The organism is Paenibacillus sp. FSL H7-0326 (genome assembly GCF_001955535.1).
Taxonomy (GTDB): domain Bacteria; phylum Bacillota; class Bacilli; order Paenibacillales; family Paenibacillaceae; genus Paenibacillus; species Paenibacillus shunpengii.
On record NZ_MPVN01000007.1, the window covers coordinates 132,367 to 152,533 of the forward strand.

Consider the following 20,167-nt stretch of genomic DNA (forward strand, 5'->3'; position numbering starts at 1 on the left):
ATCATAGGTGAGGTGCTAAGAAATGAAGGAATATCAACTTATTTTGAAAGAGAAGAAAGTCGTTTGGGGAGAAACCATAGATATTGAGCGACTCATTGACAGCAAACCAGTCAACTCCATCAGACAGGGCGTGAACTCGAACGTGGATTGGAATTTGCCTGCAGGCATATATCGAGCAAAAGAGATTGTTATCGAACTCGATAAAATGCTTGAGGCCATGCTGGTTCAGCTGGGTGAACCAGTGAAGAGCAATCCGACAGTACTCTTAAATAGCCTGTTAGCCAATTTGGCGATTTCCGGACGCTTGTCTTCTTTGCCCTTAAAATCATTGGAACTTGAAGATCATGCCGGTATAGAGATTAGTGCTCAAGCGGTACGTATCGGAGAACAATTGGTAAGCTGGGCCAGAGAGATCAATGCTGAGAAAAAGACATTGGCTGAGTATGGATCAGAAACGCTTAGTGAACTGGAATTTCGAAGCCACTGTTATGGTCATCCACTGACCCCGGAAGCCACTGCTCAGGTTTGGGGACCATTCGGCGGACCAAGAATTATGCAGATTTATAATGAATACTTACACCAATTCGTTTTACTTCGGGATGCCTTATTACCATTTGCCAATTGGGAAGAGGTTCCGTTTGAAGTCAAGGAATATAGAGAATTCAAAGGATTGCGTTTTCTAGAGCCATCCCGAGAAGTATTCTTAACGCAACTGTTCAAGAAAAAATTGACACACAAATCGATCATCCACTACGCACAAAGTGTGGTTAGCTCAGGGTTGGATAAAGTCGGTTACGGCTTCCAATATCGTCTAGGCACTGTTTTGCCGGCTGGTTTGGGTGAGTCTGCCCGTACGGCATCCCGTTATCTCCTGAGATGGTATCCCGTACAAACGATACAGGCAGAAGATGCAGATGGTTTGGCTGCGGTCTCCTTCGATTATGAATATGAAGATTATTATGCCGCGCCCCGTAAAGAAGCAGGAAAAGGAACACTCGCAGACGACGAATTGCTTCCTGAATATGGGGAGGATTACAATGAACCATCCATTGGCCGGTTGCTGCCAAATACCAGTACAGATCGAACGACCCTTCAGTTCAGTTTGGAGATGAAAGGCAGCGAGTTTGCAGTAGATCTTGGTCAACTTTTTAGGGGGCAGCGGTTTTTATATCGGCCACAAAGAAGCAGCAATGCCGGGTGCGAATTTAAAAAACGAGATTACATCAACTGGCACCCTGCTGAAGACATTCTCTCGCATTCAGGATTGGTCACCAATGCAGATGGCATCCATTTCATTCCGACTGGCAAAAACGAACTTGTCCTATGGGCTCTACTAGGCAAACTCTATCCCGAAAATGTAGTTTTATTGGAAAAAGGAGATCAGGAGGAGCTGGAGGCGGCATATGTTTCCGGCAAAGGCTTCGGTACGCAATTTCTAGTGCTGTAAGTTGTGAAATGAAACCCACCGTTCATTTTGGATAGAAAGGAAGAATCTATATTGACCAGACAACAAAAGTTTTTGACAATGAATTTATTTTTAATGACCTTTATTCTGGGGACCAGTGAGTTTTTGATGGTCGGATTATTATCTGAAGTTGCCACAAATATGAAAATCGCCATATCGACTGCAGGCTTTCTGGTGACGGCTTTTGCGCTTACCTTTGCTATAGGTACACCGGTCTTCACAGCATTATTCAGCCGATTTTCCAAATTCCCTCTCATCCTTGTCTTACTCAGCATATTTATTGTTGGGAATATCATCACGGCTTTATCAGAATCATATGGCCTGCTTCTGGTGTCAAGAATAATCACGGCCGTAGTTACCGGCGTCTTGATCGCACTCGCGATGTCAGTGGCAAGTGAAGTCATGCCTCCGGTAAAAAGAGGGCCCGTGATCTCCATCATCTTTACTGGTTTCACTGTGGCAAGCGTGCTTGGCGTACCTCTTGGTACTTTTATCGGACAATGGGGCGGTTGGCATTTGGCATACTGGTTAACCACATTGTTGGGAATCATTTCTTTGATAGCAAGCATCGCAACCATTCCTAGAGGACTAAAAGGAACGCACAGTCCACTCACAAAACAACTCAGATTGCTCGCCTACCCCAGAATTGTGCTTGCTTTCGCCATTATGATGTTAAGTATAGCAGCTACTTATAGCATCTATACGTATTTAGCTCCTTTGCTTCAGGATGTGCTTTTTGTTCCGGCTCGTTATATTAGTCTCATCTTTTTACTGTATGGTGTTGTGTCTATTTTCAGCACGCTAATCGGAGGAAAGCTGGCTGTCGGTGACGGGATGAAAAAAATTCGCTATGTGCTTCTGGCTCAATCTGTCATCTTGGTATCACTTTATTTTACTTCCGGCTCTCTTGTTGGGGGACTCGTCAGCATCTCATTCATGGCTCTCGTTGTTTATCTTATGAACTCGACGATGCAGTTGTACTTCATTGATTTTGCCGATGAGCATGTTCCGGAGGCAAGAGACTTAGCCTCGTCCTTAACCTCCGTTGCCAACAATGTTGGCATTGCGATCGGATCCGCTTTAGGTGGATTTGTCACTACGAACATGAAGCTTATTGATCTATCCTGGTCTGGGGGGATTGTAGCCGTACTCGCGGCAGTGTTGGCATGGGTCAACTATCGTTTGAAGCAAGGAACCGTCAGTAAGACGAAAGTGAATAATGCACTGCGAGATCAACACGAAGGAAATATATAATTAAGACATATCAAAGCAGGAGGTAATTTGAAAAGTACCTCCTGCTTTTCGAGTATCAAGAGCAGCCCGATCAAGGCATGGTTAATGGTAAATGCACAGCAGTAGCTTTTTATGCATTCTTGTGATCTGTGTACAATACTTCATCGGGAAAGTTTTCGATATAGTTGGTTCCAAAATCGCATAACATCATGAGCATAACGGAAAGTTGTTCACCCAGCTGAGATAAGCAATATTCCACTTTTGGCGGTGAAACTGGATAAACCTTGCGAATAATAAGCCCGTCGCTTTCTAGTATTCTTAGCTGCATCGTAAGCATACGTTGGGTTGCTTCAGGAAGTTCCCGTCGCAGCTCATTATACCGTACTGGACCTTTTGCTAAGCGGTTTAAAATGGATATCTTCCATTTCCCACTGATTAAGCCGAGTACAATTTCCGAGGTACAGCGATATTCTTTGTCTCGAAAGTTTATCATTTGTCGACACATCCTTTTTAGAAAAGATTATACAAATGTAAGTGATCTCTCTTCAGCCAATTCGAATTATAGAACATTCATTCCATATATTATGTTTAAACACTCCATTCTTGTCAAGGACTTCTAGATCGATTAGTATAAAATTAAAAAAGGAGGTCATCTTATGCCGCGAACAGGACGTCCACGTACATTTAATCGTGACGAGGCGGTTGACGCCGCCATGATTCTTTTCTGGGAATATGGCTTCGAATCCACTTCACTAGCTCAGTTAAAGGCCGCAATGGGAGATATATCATCTGCAAGTTTTTACGCAGCGTTTAAGTCAAAAGAAGATCTGTTCCGCGAAGTGATTGATCGGTACATATCGATGTATGGACATGCTTCGGAAACTTTCAAAAATACAAACATAACGTCGAGAGCAGCCATGGAATTGGGACTGCTAGAAGCAGCTCGGTTCCAGACAGAGAACACTCACCCTTTAGGTTGTCTGTTGGTGTTGTCCACAGTTAACTGTTCTCCTGAGCAACAACATATCCAAGACCTTCTATCAAATGAAAGAAAGAGAGTCCGGGGGTGGATCAAAGATTGTATAGAACGAGCCGTAGCCAACGGGGAGTTGCCAGAATTCACGGATATTTCCATGGTGATTACGTTATTTGAAACATTTTTACGAGGGATTTCTACGCAAGCCCGAGACGATGTTCCATACGAGGAAATTGCTGCTGCCATAACTCATTTGATGAGCGTATGGGATTTGTTATCTGTTGACAACGTAATCGAGAGGATTGATTGAGCAATACAAATTACTTGATAGAGTGGCATCTATTAAATATATTTTTTTAGATTGGTCGTCGTTATTCCTGTGTTGAAGGAACGCCATAATCCTCCTTTTTATCACGGAATAAAGTTCTGGTTCAGCCCCTCACAATAATTCGATCAACGTATCGCTTACCTTTTTATAAAACTTTTTCAATTAAATGAGGAATCTGCTTAAACTACCCGTTAGCTTAATGATTTAGCAGGCTGAGAATCGAATAGATATACTGCTAATCGGTAATCGGATCATGTTCTTGTCCATCTCGGCAATCGGTACAAGTTCTTGTCCTTGGCTTGGGACACGAACTTGTACCGATAAAATAAATAAGTCGCTAAAATAGCGACTTTCAATGGGAATATGTTCTTGTTCCCCGACAGCAGATGGGCTAAGCTCATACTCTTTTTACAATGGCTGCTCTTGTTTTCCCATTTTCATATAACTGAACCATTTGTCTCTTGAATTCTGCTGTAAATGTACGTCTTTCTCTTGGCATACGGGGTACTCCTGATTTCGTGGGGTAAAAGAAAGACCTTGAGGATTTATTGCCCCAAGGTCTCTGATAAAAAACTAATTTGAATCTCGATAGTTTCCTGCCTTTTTTTTTACTAACTCATGGATTTGGTCAATATGCCAAATGCAGTCTGAATATTTCAAGTGCAGTTGTAGCAGGGTTTCAACCGTTTCATCTACCGAATGTGAATCACTGTTCTCAAGTTTGGATAAAATATCCCTAAGTTCAATAATCATTTCTTGGAAATCATTTAAATTAGAAACTTGTTCATTTAGTTCTTCCTTAATGTATCTAAATAATATTGGTCACCTTTTTTCAAATAATCATTAACTGTTTTTCCAGTAATCTTGTACACCGTAGCACCTTTAACAACAGTACTTGTTTTTTGTGAAAAATTCTTTAACGAAGAACCAAATCAAGTTTAAAGAACTCTGACATATTATTGGCTTTAAGAATCCCACAATTATGCACCCATACTCCAAGATTGGATACAAAATAAGAATTAAAGTCTTTGACCTCAAAGTTATAAACCGTTGCTTCCCGTGGCTCTTTCTCAATCTTATCTATTGCCAGTTTAGAACTATCACTCGAAACAAGCAAGTCGCCAACTTTCAGGTCTTTAACGAAAGTCCATCCTTTGTCTTTTACATAGAACGGATGATTATAGGTTGATTCAATGACTTGATCGCCCACATAAATATGATAAATTTCATCCGTCTCATGGTTGAACGTCGCTGTTACCTCTTTATAAGCAACCTCGCCAGTCTCTTCATTCTTCGAGAGAACCTTATCTCCGACTTCAATGCCTTCGATACTCTTCTCCCCTTCGTCTGTTTGGACTTTAGTTCCTTCTGTAAAACAATTACACTGTGCATATTTTAATGCTTGACCTTCTAACTTAAACTTCTTTTCAACTGTTTTTCCAGAAGGAATTTCAAGTTTTCAAATAAATTCCGCTTATATCATAATTTGTCTTCGTTCAATGCCAGCTACCGCACCACCAACCCGAACCTGGTTGATCTCGCCGCTCTCGCTCAGGCGCAATCCAACCTTGATTTCAGAAGGACAATCCATCGAATACCCTTGCCGGATCATGACGTGCTCCACTTCCCGCAAAGATCGTTGGCCATGTTGGTACAAATAGCAGAGCAGGGCACCGTTGGATGTTCCTGTCGCACTCTCCTCGGGAATATCGTGCAGCGGCGCAAAATTTCTGCATTCCGCAGCAGCATCGTCTGGAGTATCCAGTGTGAACAGATGATATCCAACCACATCATATTTTTTGCTTATGGCGGTTATAGCGTCAAAATTGGGCTGAACCTCATTCAAGAGCTTCCTACTGCGAATCGGGATCAAAATGTCCCGAAGCCCCGTCGAAACAATCTGGATGGGCAACCCGGTTTCAAGATCCTCGGCATCCATCCCCAAAGATGGGGCGATTTCCTCACAGGATATCCTTTCAAGAAATTGTGGTAAAGCCTGTGACAAATAAACAAGAACCTCCGAGCTAATATCCACATCCAATATTCCTGCCTTGGTTTCTATCCTATAGAAGGCCCCTTCCTCTGCCAAACCCAGCGAACGCATTAGTCCAAATGCAGCAATCGTGGCGTGTCCGCACAGATCAACTTCGCTGGTGGGGGTGAAAAAGCGGATTTTGTAATCCGCAAGCAAGGATTTTTCCATAAAGGCCGTTTCCGAAAAGCCCAAATCCTTCGCTATGAGCTGCTTCTCGGTATCATCCAGCGAAAGGCCATTCTCCAAGACAACGCCAGCTGGATTACCGCCACGGTCCCCTATCGCAAACGCATTTAACGTATACACTTCCACATTCATGTTCCTCTCCTCCTCAACGGATGTGTAATGATTATCCCAGTCAATCTCTCCCACTTCCATGGTAAGTCGCAGTTATAGGGCTAATTAGCGCTAGCGCTATATTCCCCTTTTTTTGGTTTCTGCTGATAGTTGGCAAATTTCAATCGTGTATAAGAAATAATGCCGGACAATAAGAAGAAGCTGATAATCGTTCCTTCACGGATATTGATTGGTAAACTGTATAGTAGTGATATTGTTATTGATATAACAATAGAGAATAGATCGACACAATATCTATACTGAGAGAAAGAGCGTTTTGTTAATTCAGCTATTCGTAAACATAAACTTTCAATAGGAAAAGGAATAATATCTAATGATAGAATAATACCTGTTGATCCACCGGCTAGTATCAAACCGAAAATAAGAAGTCCGATTCTTACTAAATAATTTTCTACGTGAATCGTACCGAAAATAGTATAGAGGAAGAAATTAATAATCATTCCAAAAAACAAGATGGAAATGAACATCAAAGTGAATTTTTTATAATCCTTTTCTTCGCAAAGGAAGATATATCCGATTAGAAAAATGAGATTTGCAATGAATGTAATTGTACCAACTTTGATGGAAGTCCACTCAGATATAGATAAATTCATCGCATTAAAACTGCTTACTCCAACATCGGCTTTTAATGTAAGACTAATGCCAATAGCACTTACTATATAGAGTAGGATTGATGGAATTACTTTTTTCATGATTCTTCCTCTAATAAGTCCATTATTTGCATTAAATTTGTTATTGTATATGTGCTCTTTGGTGAACATGATTTAGGCATGCTTTTCTTAGGGTTAAACCACACACAATCTATTCCGACATTGATCGCTCCTTGAATATCTGATGTCAAACGATCACCTATCATTAGAACTTGTTCTTTGCGGCTTATATGCATGGCATCAAAAATATAGTAAAAGAAATGGGGATTCGGTTTTTCATAACCAATTTCTTCTGAGATAAAAAGTTGTTCAAAATATGCTTGTAGCTTGGCATCTTCTAATCTTTTTCTTTGAGTCTTTCCTACACCGTTTGTTCCAATGTATAATTTATAATCTTGCTTACTTAGAGCATTTAATAATTCATGTGCATGGGTAACGGCCAAATGACCTTGGTTTAAATGCTCTCGGTACATAGCTTCAACTTTTGCTCCGTTTTCATCTATATGAAATTCCTTCAAAAAAAGCGAAAACCGCGTTGTCAGCACTTCATCACGAGAAATCAAGCCTTCCTCTAATTGATGCCATAATCCATCATTAATGTACTTATAACATGCAATGGTTTGTTTGTTATAAGGTAACTCGTACAATGTAATAATTTGTTTCAAAGCCTTCTCTTCTGAATTATGAAAATCAAGTATCGTATCATCTAAGTCAAAAATAATATGTTTGTATTTGTTCATTCCTAACCACCTCTAGGTAGTAATATATCTAAAGTAAAAATATAATAATAGGAGATATCTCATATAGAGGTGATAAAATGGAGAAAATTAATTTAAAGGATTACGCTGAAAATTTTGTGGATATATATAATGATATTCAAGAAACTTTTCCGAAAACAGCTTTACATCAGGCTTTTGTTTGTAAGTTTTCTGCTAATGAATATATAGTGCGCTTTGATGAAGATATTCAGTACCTATTTTTATTATTGGATGGGAAGGCAAAAATATATTTAGTACACGAAAATGGAAAACGTGCGCTGATTCAGTTTCTAAAGAAAGATGATTTTATTGGTGAATTATCTTTGATTGAGGTTGAAAAGAATTTAAAGGATGTTGTGGCTATAAATAACTGCACATGCTTAGCGGTTCCATTGGCTTCATCGAAAGAGCATCTGTTAAATGACAATCTTTTCCTCCATAATTTATCAAAATATTTAGGTAATAAATTACTTAAAAGAACTGATCATTATACAGCTATGCAGGATTATGAATTTAAAAATCGATTGGCCAAATATATTCTAGAAATAGAAAATAATGGATACTTTCAAGAGAAGCATACCGAAACAGCAGAATACGTGGGGGGAAGCTATCGACATCTATTATACACACTTAACCAATTTCGTGAAGAAGGAATATTAGAAAAACAAGGCAGGGAATATTTTATCATTAATAAAGAAAAGTTAGAAAGAATGAGTTCAAAAAAAGATTAATTTATTATATGTTTGGTGAAAATAACGTATCAGATTGGAGTCGTTGATTTAACTCAATTATTGAATTGAAGAATCGTCAGCTTTTATCATAAAGGCCCGTCAACCAGCGGGCCCATCTAAATTATCTTATATATTTGAGTTTCACTAGCTTAGCTACAGCATGAAGACACTTTAGCAGCAGGTGTTGTAGAACAGCAGCTCTCCTCAGCTTGATCGGATACATTATTTATACTGCATACACCCGTCTCTGGTAATTCCAACTCTACTTTTCCGGCTCCTTTGTAATCTCCTGCCAGGTATGCAGCAATGGATCTCACCTGCTCGTAGCCTGTCGCCATTAGAAAAGTTGGGGCTCGGCCGTAGCTCTTCATGCTTAACATATAAAAGTTCTTTTCCAGATGCTGAAGTTCTTTTTCACCGTGTGGACGAACCGTTCCACAGCTGTGTACATTAGGATCAATAAGTGGAGCTAGCGTTTCTACACTCTCCGTAGTTTGATCGATATTCAGTCGTAGCTCGCTTAAGAACGAAAAATCCCGACGACTTCCTGTGTTCACAACAATTTCATCTATGCTCCCAACTTGCTTTACTCCACCAAGGCTCATGCCGAAAATGTTGATTTTACCATCCACTTGTTTCAACTGATGAATACGGAATGGATGTGCTCTAAAATCATTCCTGATAAACTAGCTAATATTTGGTATTCCTCCATTGCTTCTTCAGCTTTTAGACTTGCAAGTTCTCCACCTAGCTTTGTCACTGTAGTTGGTTCTATAAACACAGTGGAACCTTTAGAAGAAACTTCAATTATTGTACCTGGAACTTGATTTTTGTAAGAAGCCTTTATAGGAATCGTAAAGCGTTCACCTTTCTTACTAATAAAGAATTCTTGAATATACTCCTTATTTGCACTACTTTTTAAAAATTTATTTAATCGATCATTTATTTTTTCCTCAGTAACTTCAATACTATTTCGAATTTTCTTTAATTCTTTACTAGCAGCTGAATCAATACTGCTCCCTTTGATCGTAAAATTGATTTCTTCTTCCACATTCTCAAATTCAGTCATTGAATTGGCATATGATGCAAGTACTGGTGCAAAAAACTCTTTTTCCAGACTTTGTATTGAATGATCAATATTAGATACACCTAAAAAAGGCACATGCCACCCAGCATCTAAGATTGTTCGTGCTTACGTTGTTTCATTTAAACGCTTTTTGACTACATTTAGATTTGTACTTGGTTTTAATTTATCTAATAATTGTTTTCCTAATCCACTCACACAATAAGATTTAATTATTAGATTTCAATGACACTGCAACTATAAAATGATATAGATTGTTGTTTATTTTCATAGAAATAAAAGTAAACACAAAAAAGCCGCGGGGATACCGCAGCTTTTTACATTCACAAGACCTGTGTAAATATACATATTGAAATAAGCTATATAAATACAGCTATTTCCTTAATATTAGGCGCTTTATAAATGTACTGAAGGTATCTTCATAGGTTATGGAATAGAAACATAACTAGATAAAAGGATATTATGAGTAAAATTTCCTTCTGCTATCGTATTTATTCCATTAAATTTTCCTATTTCGTACCTACTGCACTCACCGAAAAAGCACCTCTCATTAATTTTATAGTTATTTCATTGAATCTAATGCGATTCCGTCTATACCCGCTTAGGATTCCCCGAATCGCTTGGCGTTTCGTGCCCGTGCCCGAGCGATCTCAACCTCTCGATTGCGAGGTTCGGCTTGAGTCACCAGAGAATCTAGCAGCTGTTGTGCAACGACGGTGAACTCTTGCACCGCTTGGTTAAACGCCGCTTCGTTTGCTTTGGAAGGACGGTTAAAGCCCGAGAGCTTCCTTACGAATTGCAACGCTGCAGCCTGAATTTCTTCTTCCGTCGCAGGCGGGTCAAAATTGAATAAGGTCTTGATATTTCGGCACATGGCATTTTAAACCCCTTTCTTGAAATGAACGCACTTTGTTCTATCCAGCATAACATAGTTTGTTCATTCCTGTAGTTACTCAACATCTCATATTAAAAAAAGAAGCGGCTGCCAACCGGCAAACTGCCCTTTGCTGTATTGAACTAACGTTTCCCGTCGTATTATGAGGTCAGCCAGTTTTTACTGGTTGACCACTTTTATTCTGCGGTGTATTTGTCAGTCGCCGGATCGAACGCACCTGCCCGTGGGACCAGATCCCGAGCGCTATAATGTTCACACCTACTTGTCATAACCATGTTCGAGGCTGGTTGGGACATCAATCCCGTATCACATGCGATGCTGTGGAGCGACAAGGAGTTCGTTGGGGCTACCCCGGTTAATTGATTTTGAGGAGTACCCTGGCCCGTTAGTTTAATGAATTAAGGTGGGGAGCAGCGATTAGATATATGCCTAATCGGTAATCGGCCCATGTTCTTGTCCTTTTCGGCAATCGGTACAAGTTCTTGTCCCTCGACACGACCAAACTGAGCCGGATCACATTAAGTACCATAATGCATGAAAATGTTCACAATGTTATGTGACAACTGACAAGCTGAGAGGTTTAACACGGTTGCTACGTATTAAAAGAAATTATGTTAAGTCCTTTTATTGATTATTCGCAGTTTCCTGCCACTTTTCGTTATGAATTATCTCTGCATTCTCTCCGAAAAACGCATTGGCCGCTTCTTCATCACCTTTGAGGTGATACATAAACGAAGCAGTCACATAGCCATCTGCATAATACAACATCTGCCCGTGATCTGCATCTTTCCGCCTTGCCATAAACTTCGTTGTGCTGTCCTCGACATCACTCAGCCTTAGGTAAAATATTACCTTACATTTCTTTTATAATTTCTAAGAATTGACCCACTTCCTTGGATGGATGTAATGGATATATTAAACCATATGGAACTGCGAAATCTAAATCACTAGGGATCGTCACCAAGGATGGATGAATATCTGCCCACGCCTCCAACGTTAACATAACTGTATTACTTTCCTCACAGCGATTAAACACATCAAGATCATAGAGACGCGGAACATCTTTTATTTGTATTTGAGGATGTTCCGTTTTCAGGAAATCACGTAGGTCATGAATGACGGCACTATTCCCACCATTCACTACAGCCAATCTTTCCCCATACAAATCTTTAACAGAAAGTGTTTTTCTTGAAGCCAGCCTATGTTGCCGAGATACGGCAAAGCAAACGCGGTAACTCCCCAGTTCAAGTACACGATAGTAATCTTTCAAATTATCTGTAAGAAATGGCCCCGCAATGATATCGAGTGATTGGCCAATCATGCGGTAAGTGGTTGGGAGTGTATGTGCGTCATCTTCGAAATGAACGATGTTTATACCGAATTGAGGGTATCGGTCGCTAATCCCATTCCACAAATCAATTAAAACCTTACAGGGATTAAGCATAGAAGTACCCACCCGAACAACATGCCGATCGGCCCGTGCAGAGTGATGCATGCGAATAAGAGATTCTTGAAAATACTGCAGCATATATTCCGCATCTTTGATAAAAGCTGTTCCTGCCTTTGTGAGGCTTACACCGTGGTTGGTACGGATAAGAAGTGGGACTCCGGTTTGCTTTTCCAACAAATTCATTTGTTTCATCACAGCGGTTGAAGAGATAAAAAGCTTTTCGGCTGCCTTAGAAAAACTTCCGGACTCCGCCACTTGAACAAACGTCTTTAATTGCTCAATCATTCAGGCAGGCTCCTCCTTTTGCATAAACCATAAGTTAATACCATGCTAACTTATTTGAAATTCCGTATCAACCTGCTAAACCGTAACATTATAGAAGAACGAAAGAGAAAACAGAAGCTTGAAAAATACTACACACAAGAACTGTATTGGAGGATAATACTATGGAAAACAAAGTCTGGTTCATTACAGGAGCCTCTCGCGGATTAGGGCGCATTTGGGCGGAGGCTGCACTCTCTCGCGGGGATAAGGTCGCCGCGACTGCTCGAACACCAGAAAACATCGCCGAACTTAAGGAACGTTTTGGAGACGCTGTTCTCCCCCTAGAGCTCGATGTAACAGATTCCCAGCAGGTCGAGCATGTCGTTCAGCAGGCTCATGCGCATTTCGGCAGGCTGGACGTCGTCCTAAACAACGCCGGTTACACCCTGGTTGGCACGACTGAAGAGGCTGACGAATCCGACGTCCGCGAACTATTTGACACCAATTACTTTGGTACGCTTCGTGTGATCCAAGCTGCCCTGCCTCTGCTTCGACTACAGGGCAGCGGGCACATTCTCGGCGTCTCAAGTGCCATGGGGATTGTTGCAGCTCCGCTCATCGGCTTCTATTGCGCGTCCAAATGGGCAGTCGAAGCATTGCACGATAGCCTCGCTCAGGAGGTTAAAAGCTTCGGCATTAAGGTCACTTTGCTCGAGCCGGGCGCCTTCGCAACTGACTTTGGAAGCCCACTGTCCATGAAGACATCACAGGGATTGGAAGTCTACGCTGAACTTCGAAATCAGGTGTCCGTTCGTTTATCGACAGAAGAACGAGGCGATCCGAATGCGACGGCCGATGCAATTCTTCAAATCATAGACGCCGAGGACCCACCTCTTCGGTTTGCGGTCGGCTCAGGGGTCTTGCCTTTGGTGCGCGGTGTCTATGCCGATCGTTTAGCCACTTGGGAGACATGGGAGGCTGTTTCGAACGCAGCGTCGATAAGCCACCGTTAGATTTTGAATTAGCAAAAGGTAAAGAGACAGGGGGCAGCTGCCGACAAGGCAGTCTGTCCCTTGTTTCTTTACGATACTTCCAAGTGAGCCGATACGTAGACTTCAATTCAACTAAACTCCCTCTATGGAGAATCACTTTTCTCTTAAATGCTCACGTTTTCTTAGCTTTTGACCAAACTATCTTTTCTAAGATTGGATCTCCACATAGCCCATGGTAGTTAACCCTCCCACATCTCACAGAGTCTACGCTCTCACATTCCTTCATTCAACCTGTCCATGAGGTGGAGGTCAGATATGCTGCCCGACAGGATCTTCGTCCGTATGTTAGTTCAGTTCCGACTCATCCGTGCTTCTTGTTATATTGGTTTGGTCATCGTCCTTAAAAACACTTCGTTAAGCTGCTAGTGGTAACTCCTTTAATCGAGGGATATCCTGGATCATCTTCCCTTCGCTAAACTCATGTTCCTTCTTCAAAATGCCGAACAGGATCCGTATGAGTTTGTTACATAATGCGATGAGAGATTGCATTTTCTTCAACGGATTTATCGGCCGTTTTGTGTAATACTCGTGCAATGCCTTGAAAGCTGCGTTCTTAGCCACCAACGGCAACTCTAAAAAGCAAGGCACGAAGACGTTTCCTGCCTCGCTTCGTTATCTTAGTTTGACTGTATGAGTACCGGACGAATTAGTTTTTAAACTCAATCCAGCCAGCTTTGTAATTTGCCTAGGATGTCGGTACTTGCTAATGTCACCTACTTCAGCAAGGAAACCTGCGATGGTGTCTCTTCCAATTCCTTTAATGGCCAGTAACTGTTGCACATGAGGAATCTGTATGAGTAACGAATCTAACCTTGCTTCCAGTTCCTCGAGTTGGCTATGAAGCCATTCTTACTGAGTAAGCATGAGCTTAAGTTCCATTTTCGCTAATTCTGTGCCTTCTCTTATGCCTACAGATCGGCTTGCTGCTTCCTTCAGATTCTGGATCCGACCTAGACCAAGACCTCGCTTTGTAACTGCTCGTAAATGCTGCAGTAAGGCTTCATCCGAGACCTCAACAAGCTCATTCGGCATTAAATAAAGACTCAACATTTGAATGGCAGACTTGCATTCCCAATCTTTAAACACCGTCAAGAACTCTGGGAAGTACCGATCTAACCAGTTATGGACTCGTGCTTGAACCATGCAAAGGTCAGTTGTTAGGATCTCGCGAATCTTCATTGCTTCCCTTAGTTCGGCATAAATGCCGTGAGGAAAGCTTGGTACGGCGTATCTCCCATCCTTGACCAACTGCGCAATGACTTTCGCATCTTTAACATCGTTTTTCGCAGGCGAATTGTCATCTAATTCTTTGCTTTTCTTTACGTGCAATGGGTTTACAACACCGTATGTATGAAATCAAGCAAAAGCGTGTAGCCACCGCATTATTTCGTCTTCCAGACGGACAGGAGATGGAGTTCGAGCTTCATTCCACGGCTGTCATCGATAATGACCCCGGATTGCACTGGTGTTTCTTTGTTCCGGTCCCAGGTTCAGGCACGGAGGAGATATTATTGCATTTACTTAAACAAGACAAGCGGCTCCCATAGAAGGTTACCGGGCGTGCCTATTAGACAGGCTTACCGCTCTGGATTTGATACATCCGCTTGCATTAATGACATTATATGCTCTCTCCTCCCTTATTTTTATGACTTGATGGATCGTGACAGGGGCAAGCGCACTTTGAACTTTGTTCCGACTCCAGGAGTGCTCTCTACTTCAACCGTTCCTTGGTGCAAATCAACGATTTGTTTCACAATGGATAGACCTAGGCCAGTACCTTCCTTCGGTCTTGAAGGATCTACACGATAGAACTTATCAAATATATAAGGGAGATCCTCCTCCTCTACGCCAATCCCGGTATCTCTAAATATGACTTCCACGCTCTTGCCTAATGGAACGATGGAAACATCAATAAGCCCCCCGGGCTTGTTATATTTCACAGCATTGGTCAATAGGTTATCCCATATGTTTTCGAGCAGCTTCTTATCACCATATATCGTAGTTGATGGCAAAATATACGATACATCAATGTTTGCTTCCTCAATTCTCCACCAATACTTTCGAATGACTTCTTTTATCTGAAGATCCAATTGTAGATCGGTATAAGTCATTGGGTACGACTCTTGATCAAGTGAAGTGACCACTAGGAGTTGATTGGTTAGATTAGACAAACGCTGGGTTTCTTTCTCAATTATTGCTGCATACTCCATTCGTTCACTATCATCTATTACAGGAGATTTCAAGAGCTGGGCATAGCCTTGAATACTCATGAGAGGAGACTGATAGTCATGAGAAACGTTACTTATGAATGTTTTTCTTGCCAGATCATTGTGACGCAGCTTTATTTGCATAAGATGAAAGCTTGAGGCAAGTTGCCCTATCTCATCCTTTCTAGAAATATGCAAATGATAATTATAATTTTCGACAGCTATTTGCTTCGTCGCTTCTGTTAAATAAGAAATGGACTTTGTCATATGCCTAGCCAGCAACAACATACCTAGAACATTGACAACTGCAATAATAAGCAGGAATACAATCAACAACTTGTGAAAATCGGTGGTTACCGTATCATTACTTGCCCTGATATACAAACCATATGCAGTTTCACCCTTATGATAAGGAACACCTACCGTGTTCCGCAATTCATTATCAAAATGGCTAAACATACCGTTATTTAAATGACGAACGCCATGGTAAACTTCTCCACCTTGTACGATCTCTTTTGCAGAGTCAGACAATGAATGACTACTATTAAACGGTTCACCAAAGACATAGGTATCTCCCTCAAAATTATCGAGGTGAATCTGGTATCCAAGTAGAGCTACTGAATCTAGATACTCAAATACAGCTTCTGTAGATAATGGTGTATTCTCTAGAAAATCGACGACATGATACGCAATTTCAACCAACTGTTCATCTGTATTATGCTTCGTTACATCCGTATAATAAGTATTTACAATAAGAAACCCTATTAACGTACTAATGAATAACGTCGTCAAAGCAGCTGTAACAAATTGTTTATACAAGCTATTCATACTAAAACCTCTATTTTGTAACCCACTCCACGAACGGTCTGAATCTCAACGTTAGCTTCATGACGTTTTAGTCGATCTCGAATGCGATTAATATGTGTATTTAGTGTGGATTCCAGATTCTCCTCGCTGTCTCCCCAGACTTCCTCCATTAGAAAACTTCGAGTGACCACTTTAGGAGCATATGAAAACATCAGAGAGAGTAATTCAAACTCTTTCATCGGCATTAACATCGTCTCTTTCCCAATTCTCATTTCGAAACTTCGATGGTCCAATTGAACGTTGCCGATCTCCAGTACGGATTGGACGGAGCGATCCATTCTCCTAAGAACCACGGCCATTCGGAACAGCAGCTCTTGGGGTTCAAACGGTTTTACAATATAATCTTCGGTTCCGGCTAAATATCCCTTCTCTTTGTCTTCGATCTGTCCCCTCGCTGTAAGGAGTATGACGGGAATAGATAATTCCTCAGTGAGGCATCTAGTTAATTGAAACCCATTCATTCCGGGCATCATTACATCAACAATAGCCAGATCCACACGAGATTCTTCTAACAACAGAAGCGCCTCTTCTGCGTTGTTTGCAGTTATCACTTTATATCCTTGCTTTGTTAAGTGTATGGAAACGAGTTGCCGTATATTAAAGTCATCATCTACTACAAGAAACTTCATACAACTTCTCCTTAGATAAACTGAACTAATAAGCAATATAATAACCGTTGAATCTAAACCCAATGTCAACTCTCACAACCTACTTTATGACGGCTATCATTTCTATGTAACAAAATTACTCACAATAAACATGTTTATATCCTCTAGGCATGCAAAAAAGGCATACAAAACATAAAGCAGCTGCCACAGGGCAACTGCTTTATAATCTCATATTTATTAGCTGTCCAAAGCTATCCCACAACGCTGATTACCAACGAATAGGAATAATTTCGGTTGGCATACAGCGTATATTCAGGATGTGTCCAAGACCCCCAGCTGTCCTTCGTGGTGATCCTCGGAAAGGCCTGTTTCTTCTGTTTTGGACTAACGCTGATTCATTCGTTGAACGTTCGTTCATTTGCCTTCTTCATCAGCAGTAGGACCGTAGAGGCCTGGCAATGGAATATCAAGGAGCCGCAAATACACTCCAAGCTGCGCCCGGTGGTGAATCATGTGGTTTAATCCGAAGGTGCGAAGTGCGATTGCCCGCGGTTGGCGCAGGATGATATGGTCACCATTCCGCAAGGTCCATTCCTCACTTAGCGTATTCTCATCACAGTCGGCTAACAGCTGCTGAAGCTTGACGACGTTCGCGTCGAATTCCTCCAGCACGTCATTGCGTGTTTCCAAGGCTTCCCGCCGAAGCGGAATGGTCGATAAATCAAATTCTGGATAAAGAAATATGGCGATTTGCCAGTTCAACAGGTTGATCAGATGTGTGGCTAGCCCGCCCAACGTCATCGATTTCACGTGTGGTTTCCACGTCATATGCTCCTCGGGCAAGCGCTCCAGAATATGGCGCGTCATGGTCAGCTCATGCATCGCGTCCCCAACGATCAGTTGTTTCACCATTGAATCCCTCGTCCCCCTTGTGTGAAATGTACTCCTTACATACTAGCATATATTGTAAGTATTCTACCGCTAGCTTAAAGTAACTTCCATTATTGTTTTGTTTTATAACTAGTTTGTATTATTAGTTTTTGATATACTTTTATTGGAAAAAATGCTGATTGGTCGCGGGATCTTTCTTGTACTTATATGTCTAGTAATACGGAGGTTTTGTTCTTATGTTAAGAAATAGAAAAAATCATAATAAGTTATTTTATTCAACTGGAATTTTGTTAATTGTGATTATTATTTTTATCTACCTTTCCATTAAAACTGGAGTGGGAAGTGCTGTAGTAAAATTAGATAGAATCAACGAAAAATCAATCCATGTAACATATATGGATAACATTACTCATAAAGGAATTGGGGTTCCACAAATCGTGACACCCTTTCTCGAAGAAGGAAAAGAATATTATATAAGATTTAATAAAAACTTTTTCGGCCAACCCAAAGCTCTATCAATCGAGGAAGCTTATCCCGAGTGAAAATTTAATATCTTCAGCAAGCTTTTTTATATGAGAAACTCTGGCTTGTTTAACCCAAAAAATTTTAGTTAACCTGTCCATAAGTGAACAAAGCTGCCGATCATTTGACCAGCTGCTTTCTTCGATGCCATTTTGCAATAACGATCCTGCATAAACTCCTTCTATACGAGCATAGTTTTTTGTTCCATTGTTAGCGATAGAGTAAACTAACCCTCCACTATCTCCACCAATTGCTCCGGATAGCGTAGTGACAACTACATCTTGTGTATCTCCAGGAATGTTAAAATTTCGTGAAAAATGAGCCGCCATATGCAGGCAGTATATCTTCAAACCGCGCACCATGTTCTCTTTTTCTTCTGTTATAGGATAACTTCTTCTATTTTTAATCGTTGGATCAAAGTTAACGGTTTGTATTGCCTCAGAATTTGCTGGTGTTGGTGAAGATGTACATAATACCACATATTGGAACTAAACTGCCCTTTACTTCAACAACAGCTGCAGCTGATCCTCCGATCTGCTGCAGCTTTGTTGATTGAACTATAGTTCTCCTTTAGCGTAACAAGCAATATTCATTCAGATGCTTTCATGCTTGTGCCTCGTCAAAAAAGGACTTACAGTTTTTTGTATGCAATTTTTCTATAATCTACAAACCCTTGCTTGTTATAGAAATTACTGGCATGTTCATTATTAGCAAAATAACTTAGTTCAATCAGGTCTATCTCCTTACTCCTGGCAATTTCATATATATGATTCATAAGATGCGATCCATATCCTCGCCTTTTCTGCCCTTCTATGATACTGAGGTCATGCACTAATACAGATCTTCTCTCTTTCGTTATGGTATCTTCAGGATATTCGATGATTTCGATGCATGCGTAGCCAAGTGCTTCTCCCATATCCTCTAAAACTAAATAAGCCCTATTCTCATTCATCACCAACTGCTTAAATGATTCTCGAATACCTTCGAAGTTATATGTCACAAACAACTCTGGGTATAACGTTACATGTAATTCGTGTATGTGCTTATTTAAGCGTGCAAGCAATTCATAATCTGTAGTTTGGGTAATTTTCGTAACTATCCCTCCACTTTCTGATAATTTTGAAATTTAACTTATTTGAGTACTTTAGTTTATTTACATATTCCCGAAACCTCCTCTTATTTCCTTTTTTATGACTTGTTTTTCTGTGTTATCCTGCCCTTTAGCTTAATAAAAAAGAGAGCTGCCGTTGTGACAAATTGCTCCTGAATAGCTGAACTAACGTTTTCCGTTAGTTGAATTTAGATTTTTAAGTATTTCATCACGCATTTCATTGATTAACTCATCCTCGCCCTTTCCGCTTCCTCATAATTATCAGCATACTCTAGAACATATGATTCCAGATTAGATAAAAAAGTAACTTTTAGATATATTTGGTTTAGCTGTATAAACTGTAGTGTTTTTTATTATTGTTTCTTTAAAATTTAATTCCTTTAGCAAGGTTTTAATTTTACCCTCAATTGACACCTAAATCACCTCACCGAGTGCAGAATATATTTATACATCCATTTTTCTTATTCAATTTTCTTTAGAACAAACCTTCTGCTTTAAACGGATCTTTAACGTAAACTGCCCGTTAGCTTAATGAGAAAGCTGTAATATTTATTAGATATTTATTAGATATTTATTAGATATCTATCTAATCGGTAATAGGTACATGTTCTTGTCCATTCCGGCAATCGGTACATGTTCTTGTCCTTGACTCGGGACACGAACTTGTACCGATAACATAAAAA

Annotated in this window: 19 protein-coding genes and 3 pseudogenes; 6 read left to right on the forward strand and 16 right to left on the reverse strand. The window is 40.6% G+C overall.

Features of this window, described 5'->3' with window-relative positions:
• The first annotated feature begins 22 nt into the window (after nucleotides 1–22).
• Together BK126_RS25315 and BK126_RS25320 are read left to right on the forward strand one after the other, a co-directional pair.
• A complete protein-coding gene (locus BK126_RS25315) occupies nucleotides 23–1,447 on the forward strand; it encodes a hypothetical protein (protein WP_076315276.1) in 1,425 nt (474 codons plus the stop codon).
• A 51-nt stretch (nucleotides 1,448–1,498) separates the two neighbouring features.
• A complete protein-coding gene (locus BK126_RS25320; protein ID WP_083656202.1) occupies nucleotides 1,499–2,719 on the forward strand; it encodes an MFS transporter in 1,221 nt (406 codons plus the stop codon).
• A gap of 109 nt (nucleotides 2,720–2,828) precedes the next feature.
• Here BK126_RS25320 and BK126_RS25325 read toward each other — a convergent pair whose 3' ends face one another.
• Nucleotides 2,829–3,191 carry a winged helix-turn-helix transcriptional regulator gene (locus BK126_RS25325; RefSeq protein WP_076315277.1) on the reverse strand — a complete coding sequence of 121 codons (363 nt, stop codon included), beginning with the start codon at nucleotides 3,189–3,191 and terminating at the stop codon, nucleotides 2,829–2,831.
• Between the two features lie 163 nt (nucleotides 3,192–3,354).
• On the opposite strand from BK126_RS25325, the gene BK126_RS25330 reads away from it, so the two are divergent.
• A complete protein-coding gene (locus BK126_RS25330) occupies nucleotides 3,355–3,984 on the forward strand; it encodes a TetR/AcrR family transcriptional regulator (RefSeq protein ID WP_076315278.1) in 630 nt (209 codons plus the stop codon).
• 934 nt (nucleotides 3,985–4,918) lie between these two features.
• On the opposite strand, the gene BK126_RS25340 is transcribed toward BK126_RS25330, so the two are convergent.
• From BK126_RS25340 to BK126_RS25355, 4 genes are all read right to left on the reverse strand, one after another.
• Nucleotides 4,919–5,452, reverse strand: coding sequence for a polymorphic toxin-type HINT domain-containing protein (locus BK126_RS25340; RefSeq protein WP_083656204.1), 534 nt, complete (start codon nucleotides 5,450–5,452; stop codon nucleotides 4,919–4,921).
• A 24-nt stretch (nucleotides 5,453–5,476) separates the two neighbouring features.
• The gene (locus BK126_RS25345; protein ID WP_076315280.1) at nucleotides 5,477–6,355 is read right to left on the reverse strand and encodes a PhzF family phenazine biosynthesis protein; all 879 of its coding nucleotides are present in this window, start codon (nucleotides 6,353–6,355) and stop codon (nucleotides 5,477–5,479) included.
• Nucleotides 6,356–6,435: 80 nt separating this feature from the next.
• Nucleotides 6,436–7,086 carry a YczE/YyaS/YitT family protein gene (locus BK126_RS25350; protein WP_076315281.1) on the reverse strand — a complete coding sequence of 217 codons (651 nt, stop codon included), beginning with the start codon at nucleotides 7,084–7,086 and terminating at the stop codon, nucleotides 6,436–6,438.
• Nucleotides 7,083–7,784 (reverse strand): YjjG family noncanonical pyrimidine nucleotidase, encoded by a 702-nt coding sequence (locus tag BK126_RS25355; RefSeq protein WP_076315282.1) that lies wholly within the window; start codon nucleotides 7,782–7,784, stop codon nucleotides 7,083–7,085. The genes BK126_RS25350 and BK126_RS25355 overlap by 4 nt, the downstream gene beginning before the upstream one ends.
• A 77-nt stretch (nucleotides 7,785–7,861) precedes the next feature.
• Between BK126_RS25355 and yeiL the strand changes: the two genes are divergently transcribed.
• On the forward strand, nucleotides 7,862–8,533 hold the full coding sequence (gene yeiL, locus BK126_RS25360) for a transcriptional regulator YeiL (RefSeq protein WP_083656206.1): 672 nt from the start codon (nucleotides 7,862–7,864) through the stop codon (nucleotides 8,531–8,533).
• A 149-nt stretch (nucleotides 8,534–8,682) separates the two neighbouring features.
• Here the strand turns inward: yeiL and BK126_RS25365 are convergent.
• From BK126_RS25365 to BK126_RS25380, 5 genes and pseudogenes are all read right to left on the reverse strand, one after another.
• Nucleotides 8,683–9,192, reverse strand: a pseudogene (locus BK126_RS25365) (glutamate synthase); the annotation flags it as partial.
• Nucleotides 9,174–9,833 (reverse strand): annotated as a pseudogene (locus BK126_RS25370) (endonuclease MutS2); the annotation flags it as partial. The pseudogenes BK126_RS25370 and BK126_RS25365, both read right to left, overlap by 19 nt.
• A gap of 385 nt (nucleotides 9,834–10,218) precedes the next feature.
• Complete coding sequence (locus BK126_RS25375) at nucleotides 10,219–10,491, reverse strand: DUF2277 domain-containing protein (protein WP_076315284.1); 273 nt, start codon at nucleotides 10,489–10,491, stop codon at nucleotides 10,219–10,221.
• A gap of 645 nt (nucleotides 10,492–11,136) precedes the next feature.
• Nucleotides 11,137–11,313 (reverse strand): hypothetical protein, encoded by a 177-nt coding sequence (locus tag BK126_RS29550; protein ID WP_179085596.1) that lies wholly within the window; start codon nucleotides 11,311–11,313, stop codon nucleotides 11,137–11,139.
• A 52-nt stretch (nucleotides 11,314–11,365) separates the two neighbouring features.
• Nucleotides 11,366–12,247: a LysR family transcriptional regulator gene (locus BK126_RS25380; RefSeq protein WP_076315285.1), complete on the reverse strand. Its 882-nt coding sequence runs from the start codon at nucleotides 12,245–12,247 to the stop codon at nucleotides 11,366–11,368.
• A 161-nt stretch (nucleotides 12,248–12,408) separates the two neighbouring features.
• On the opposite strand from BK126_RS25380, the gene BK126_RS25385 reads away from it, so the two are divergent.
• Complete coding sequence (locus BK126_RS25385; RefSeq protein ID WP_076315286.1) at nucleotides 12,409–13,239, forward strand: SDR family NAD(P)-dependent oxidoreductase; 831 nt, start codon at nucleotides 12,409–12,411, stop codon at nucleotides 13,237–13,239.
• A gap of 393 nt (nucleotides 13,240–13,632) precedes the next feature.
• Here BK126_RS25385 and BK126_RS28920 read toward each other — a convergent pair.
• The 4 genes and pseudogenes from BK126_RS28920 to BK126_RS25420 all read right to left on the reverse strand — a co-directional run.
• Nucleotides 13,633–14,616: pseudogene (locus BK126_RS28920) on the reverse strand (IS110 family RNA-guided transposase); the annotation flags it as partial.
• A gap of 305 nt (nucleotides 14,617–14,921) precedes the next feature.
• A complete protein-coding gene (locus BK126_RS25410) occupies nucleotides 14,922–16,313 on the reverse strand; it encodes a HAMP domain-containing sensor histidine kinase (protein WP_076315288.1) in 1,392 nt (463 codons plus the stop codon).
• Nucleotides 16,310–16,981, reverse strand: coding sequence for a response regulator transcription factor (locus BK126_RS25415; protein WP_076315289.1), 672 nt, complete (start codon nucleotides 16,979–16,981; stop codon nucleotides 16,310–16,312). The genes BK126_RS25410 and BK126_RS25415 overlap by 4 nt, the downstream gene beginning before the upstream one ends.
• Nucleotides 16,982–17,374: 393 nt before the next feature.
• Nucleotides 17,375–17,872, reverse strand: a complete 498-nt coding sequence (locus tag BK126_RS25420; RefSeq protein ID WP_076315290.1) for a DinB family protein — start codon at nucleotides 17,870–17,872, stop codon at nucleotides 17,375–17,377.
• Nucleotides 17,873–18,087: 215 nt separating this feature from the next.
• Here BK126_RS25420 and BK126_RS25425 point away from each other — a divergent pair, with 215 nt between their 5' ends.
• A complete protein-coding gene (locus BK126_RS25425) occupies nucleotides 18,088–18,393 on the forward strand; it encodes a hypothetical protein (RefSeq protein WP_076315291.1) in 306 nt (101 codons plus the stop codon).
• Here the strand turns inward: BK126_RS25425 and BK126_RS25430 are convergent.
• Together BK126_RS25430 and BK126_RS29555 are read right to left on the reverse strand one after the other, a co-directional pair.
• Complete coding sequence (locus BK126_RS25430) at nucleotides 18,367–18,852, reverse strand: hypothetical protein (protein ID WP_143757798.1); 486 nt, start codon at nucleotides 18,850–18,852, stop codon at nucleotides 18,367–18,369. The genes BK126_RS25425 and BK126_RS25430 overlap by 27 nt on opposite strands.
• Before the next feature lie 152 nt (nucleotides 18,853–19,004).
• The gene (locus BK126_RS29555; protein WP_341180713.1) at nucleotides 19,005–19,436 is read right to left on the reverse strand and encodes a GNAT family N-acetyltransferase; all 432 of its coding nucleotides are present in this window, start codon (nucleotides 19,434–19,436) and stop codon (nucleotides 19,005–19,007) included.
• Nucleotides 19,437–20,167 lie beyond the last annotated feature (731 nt).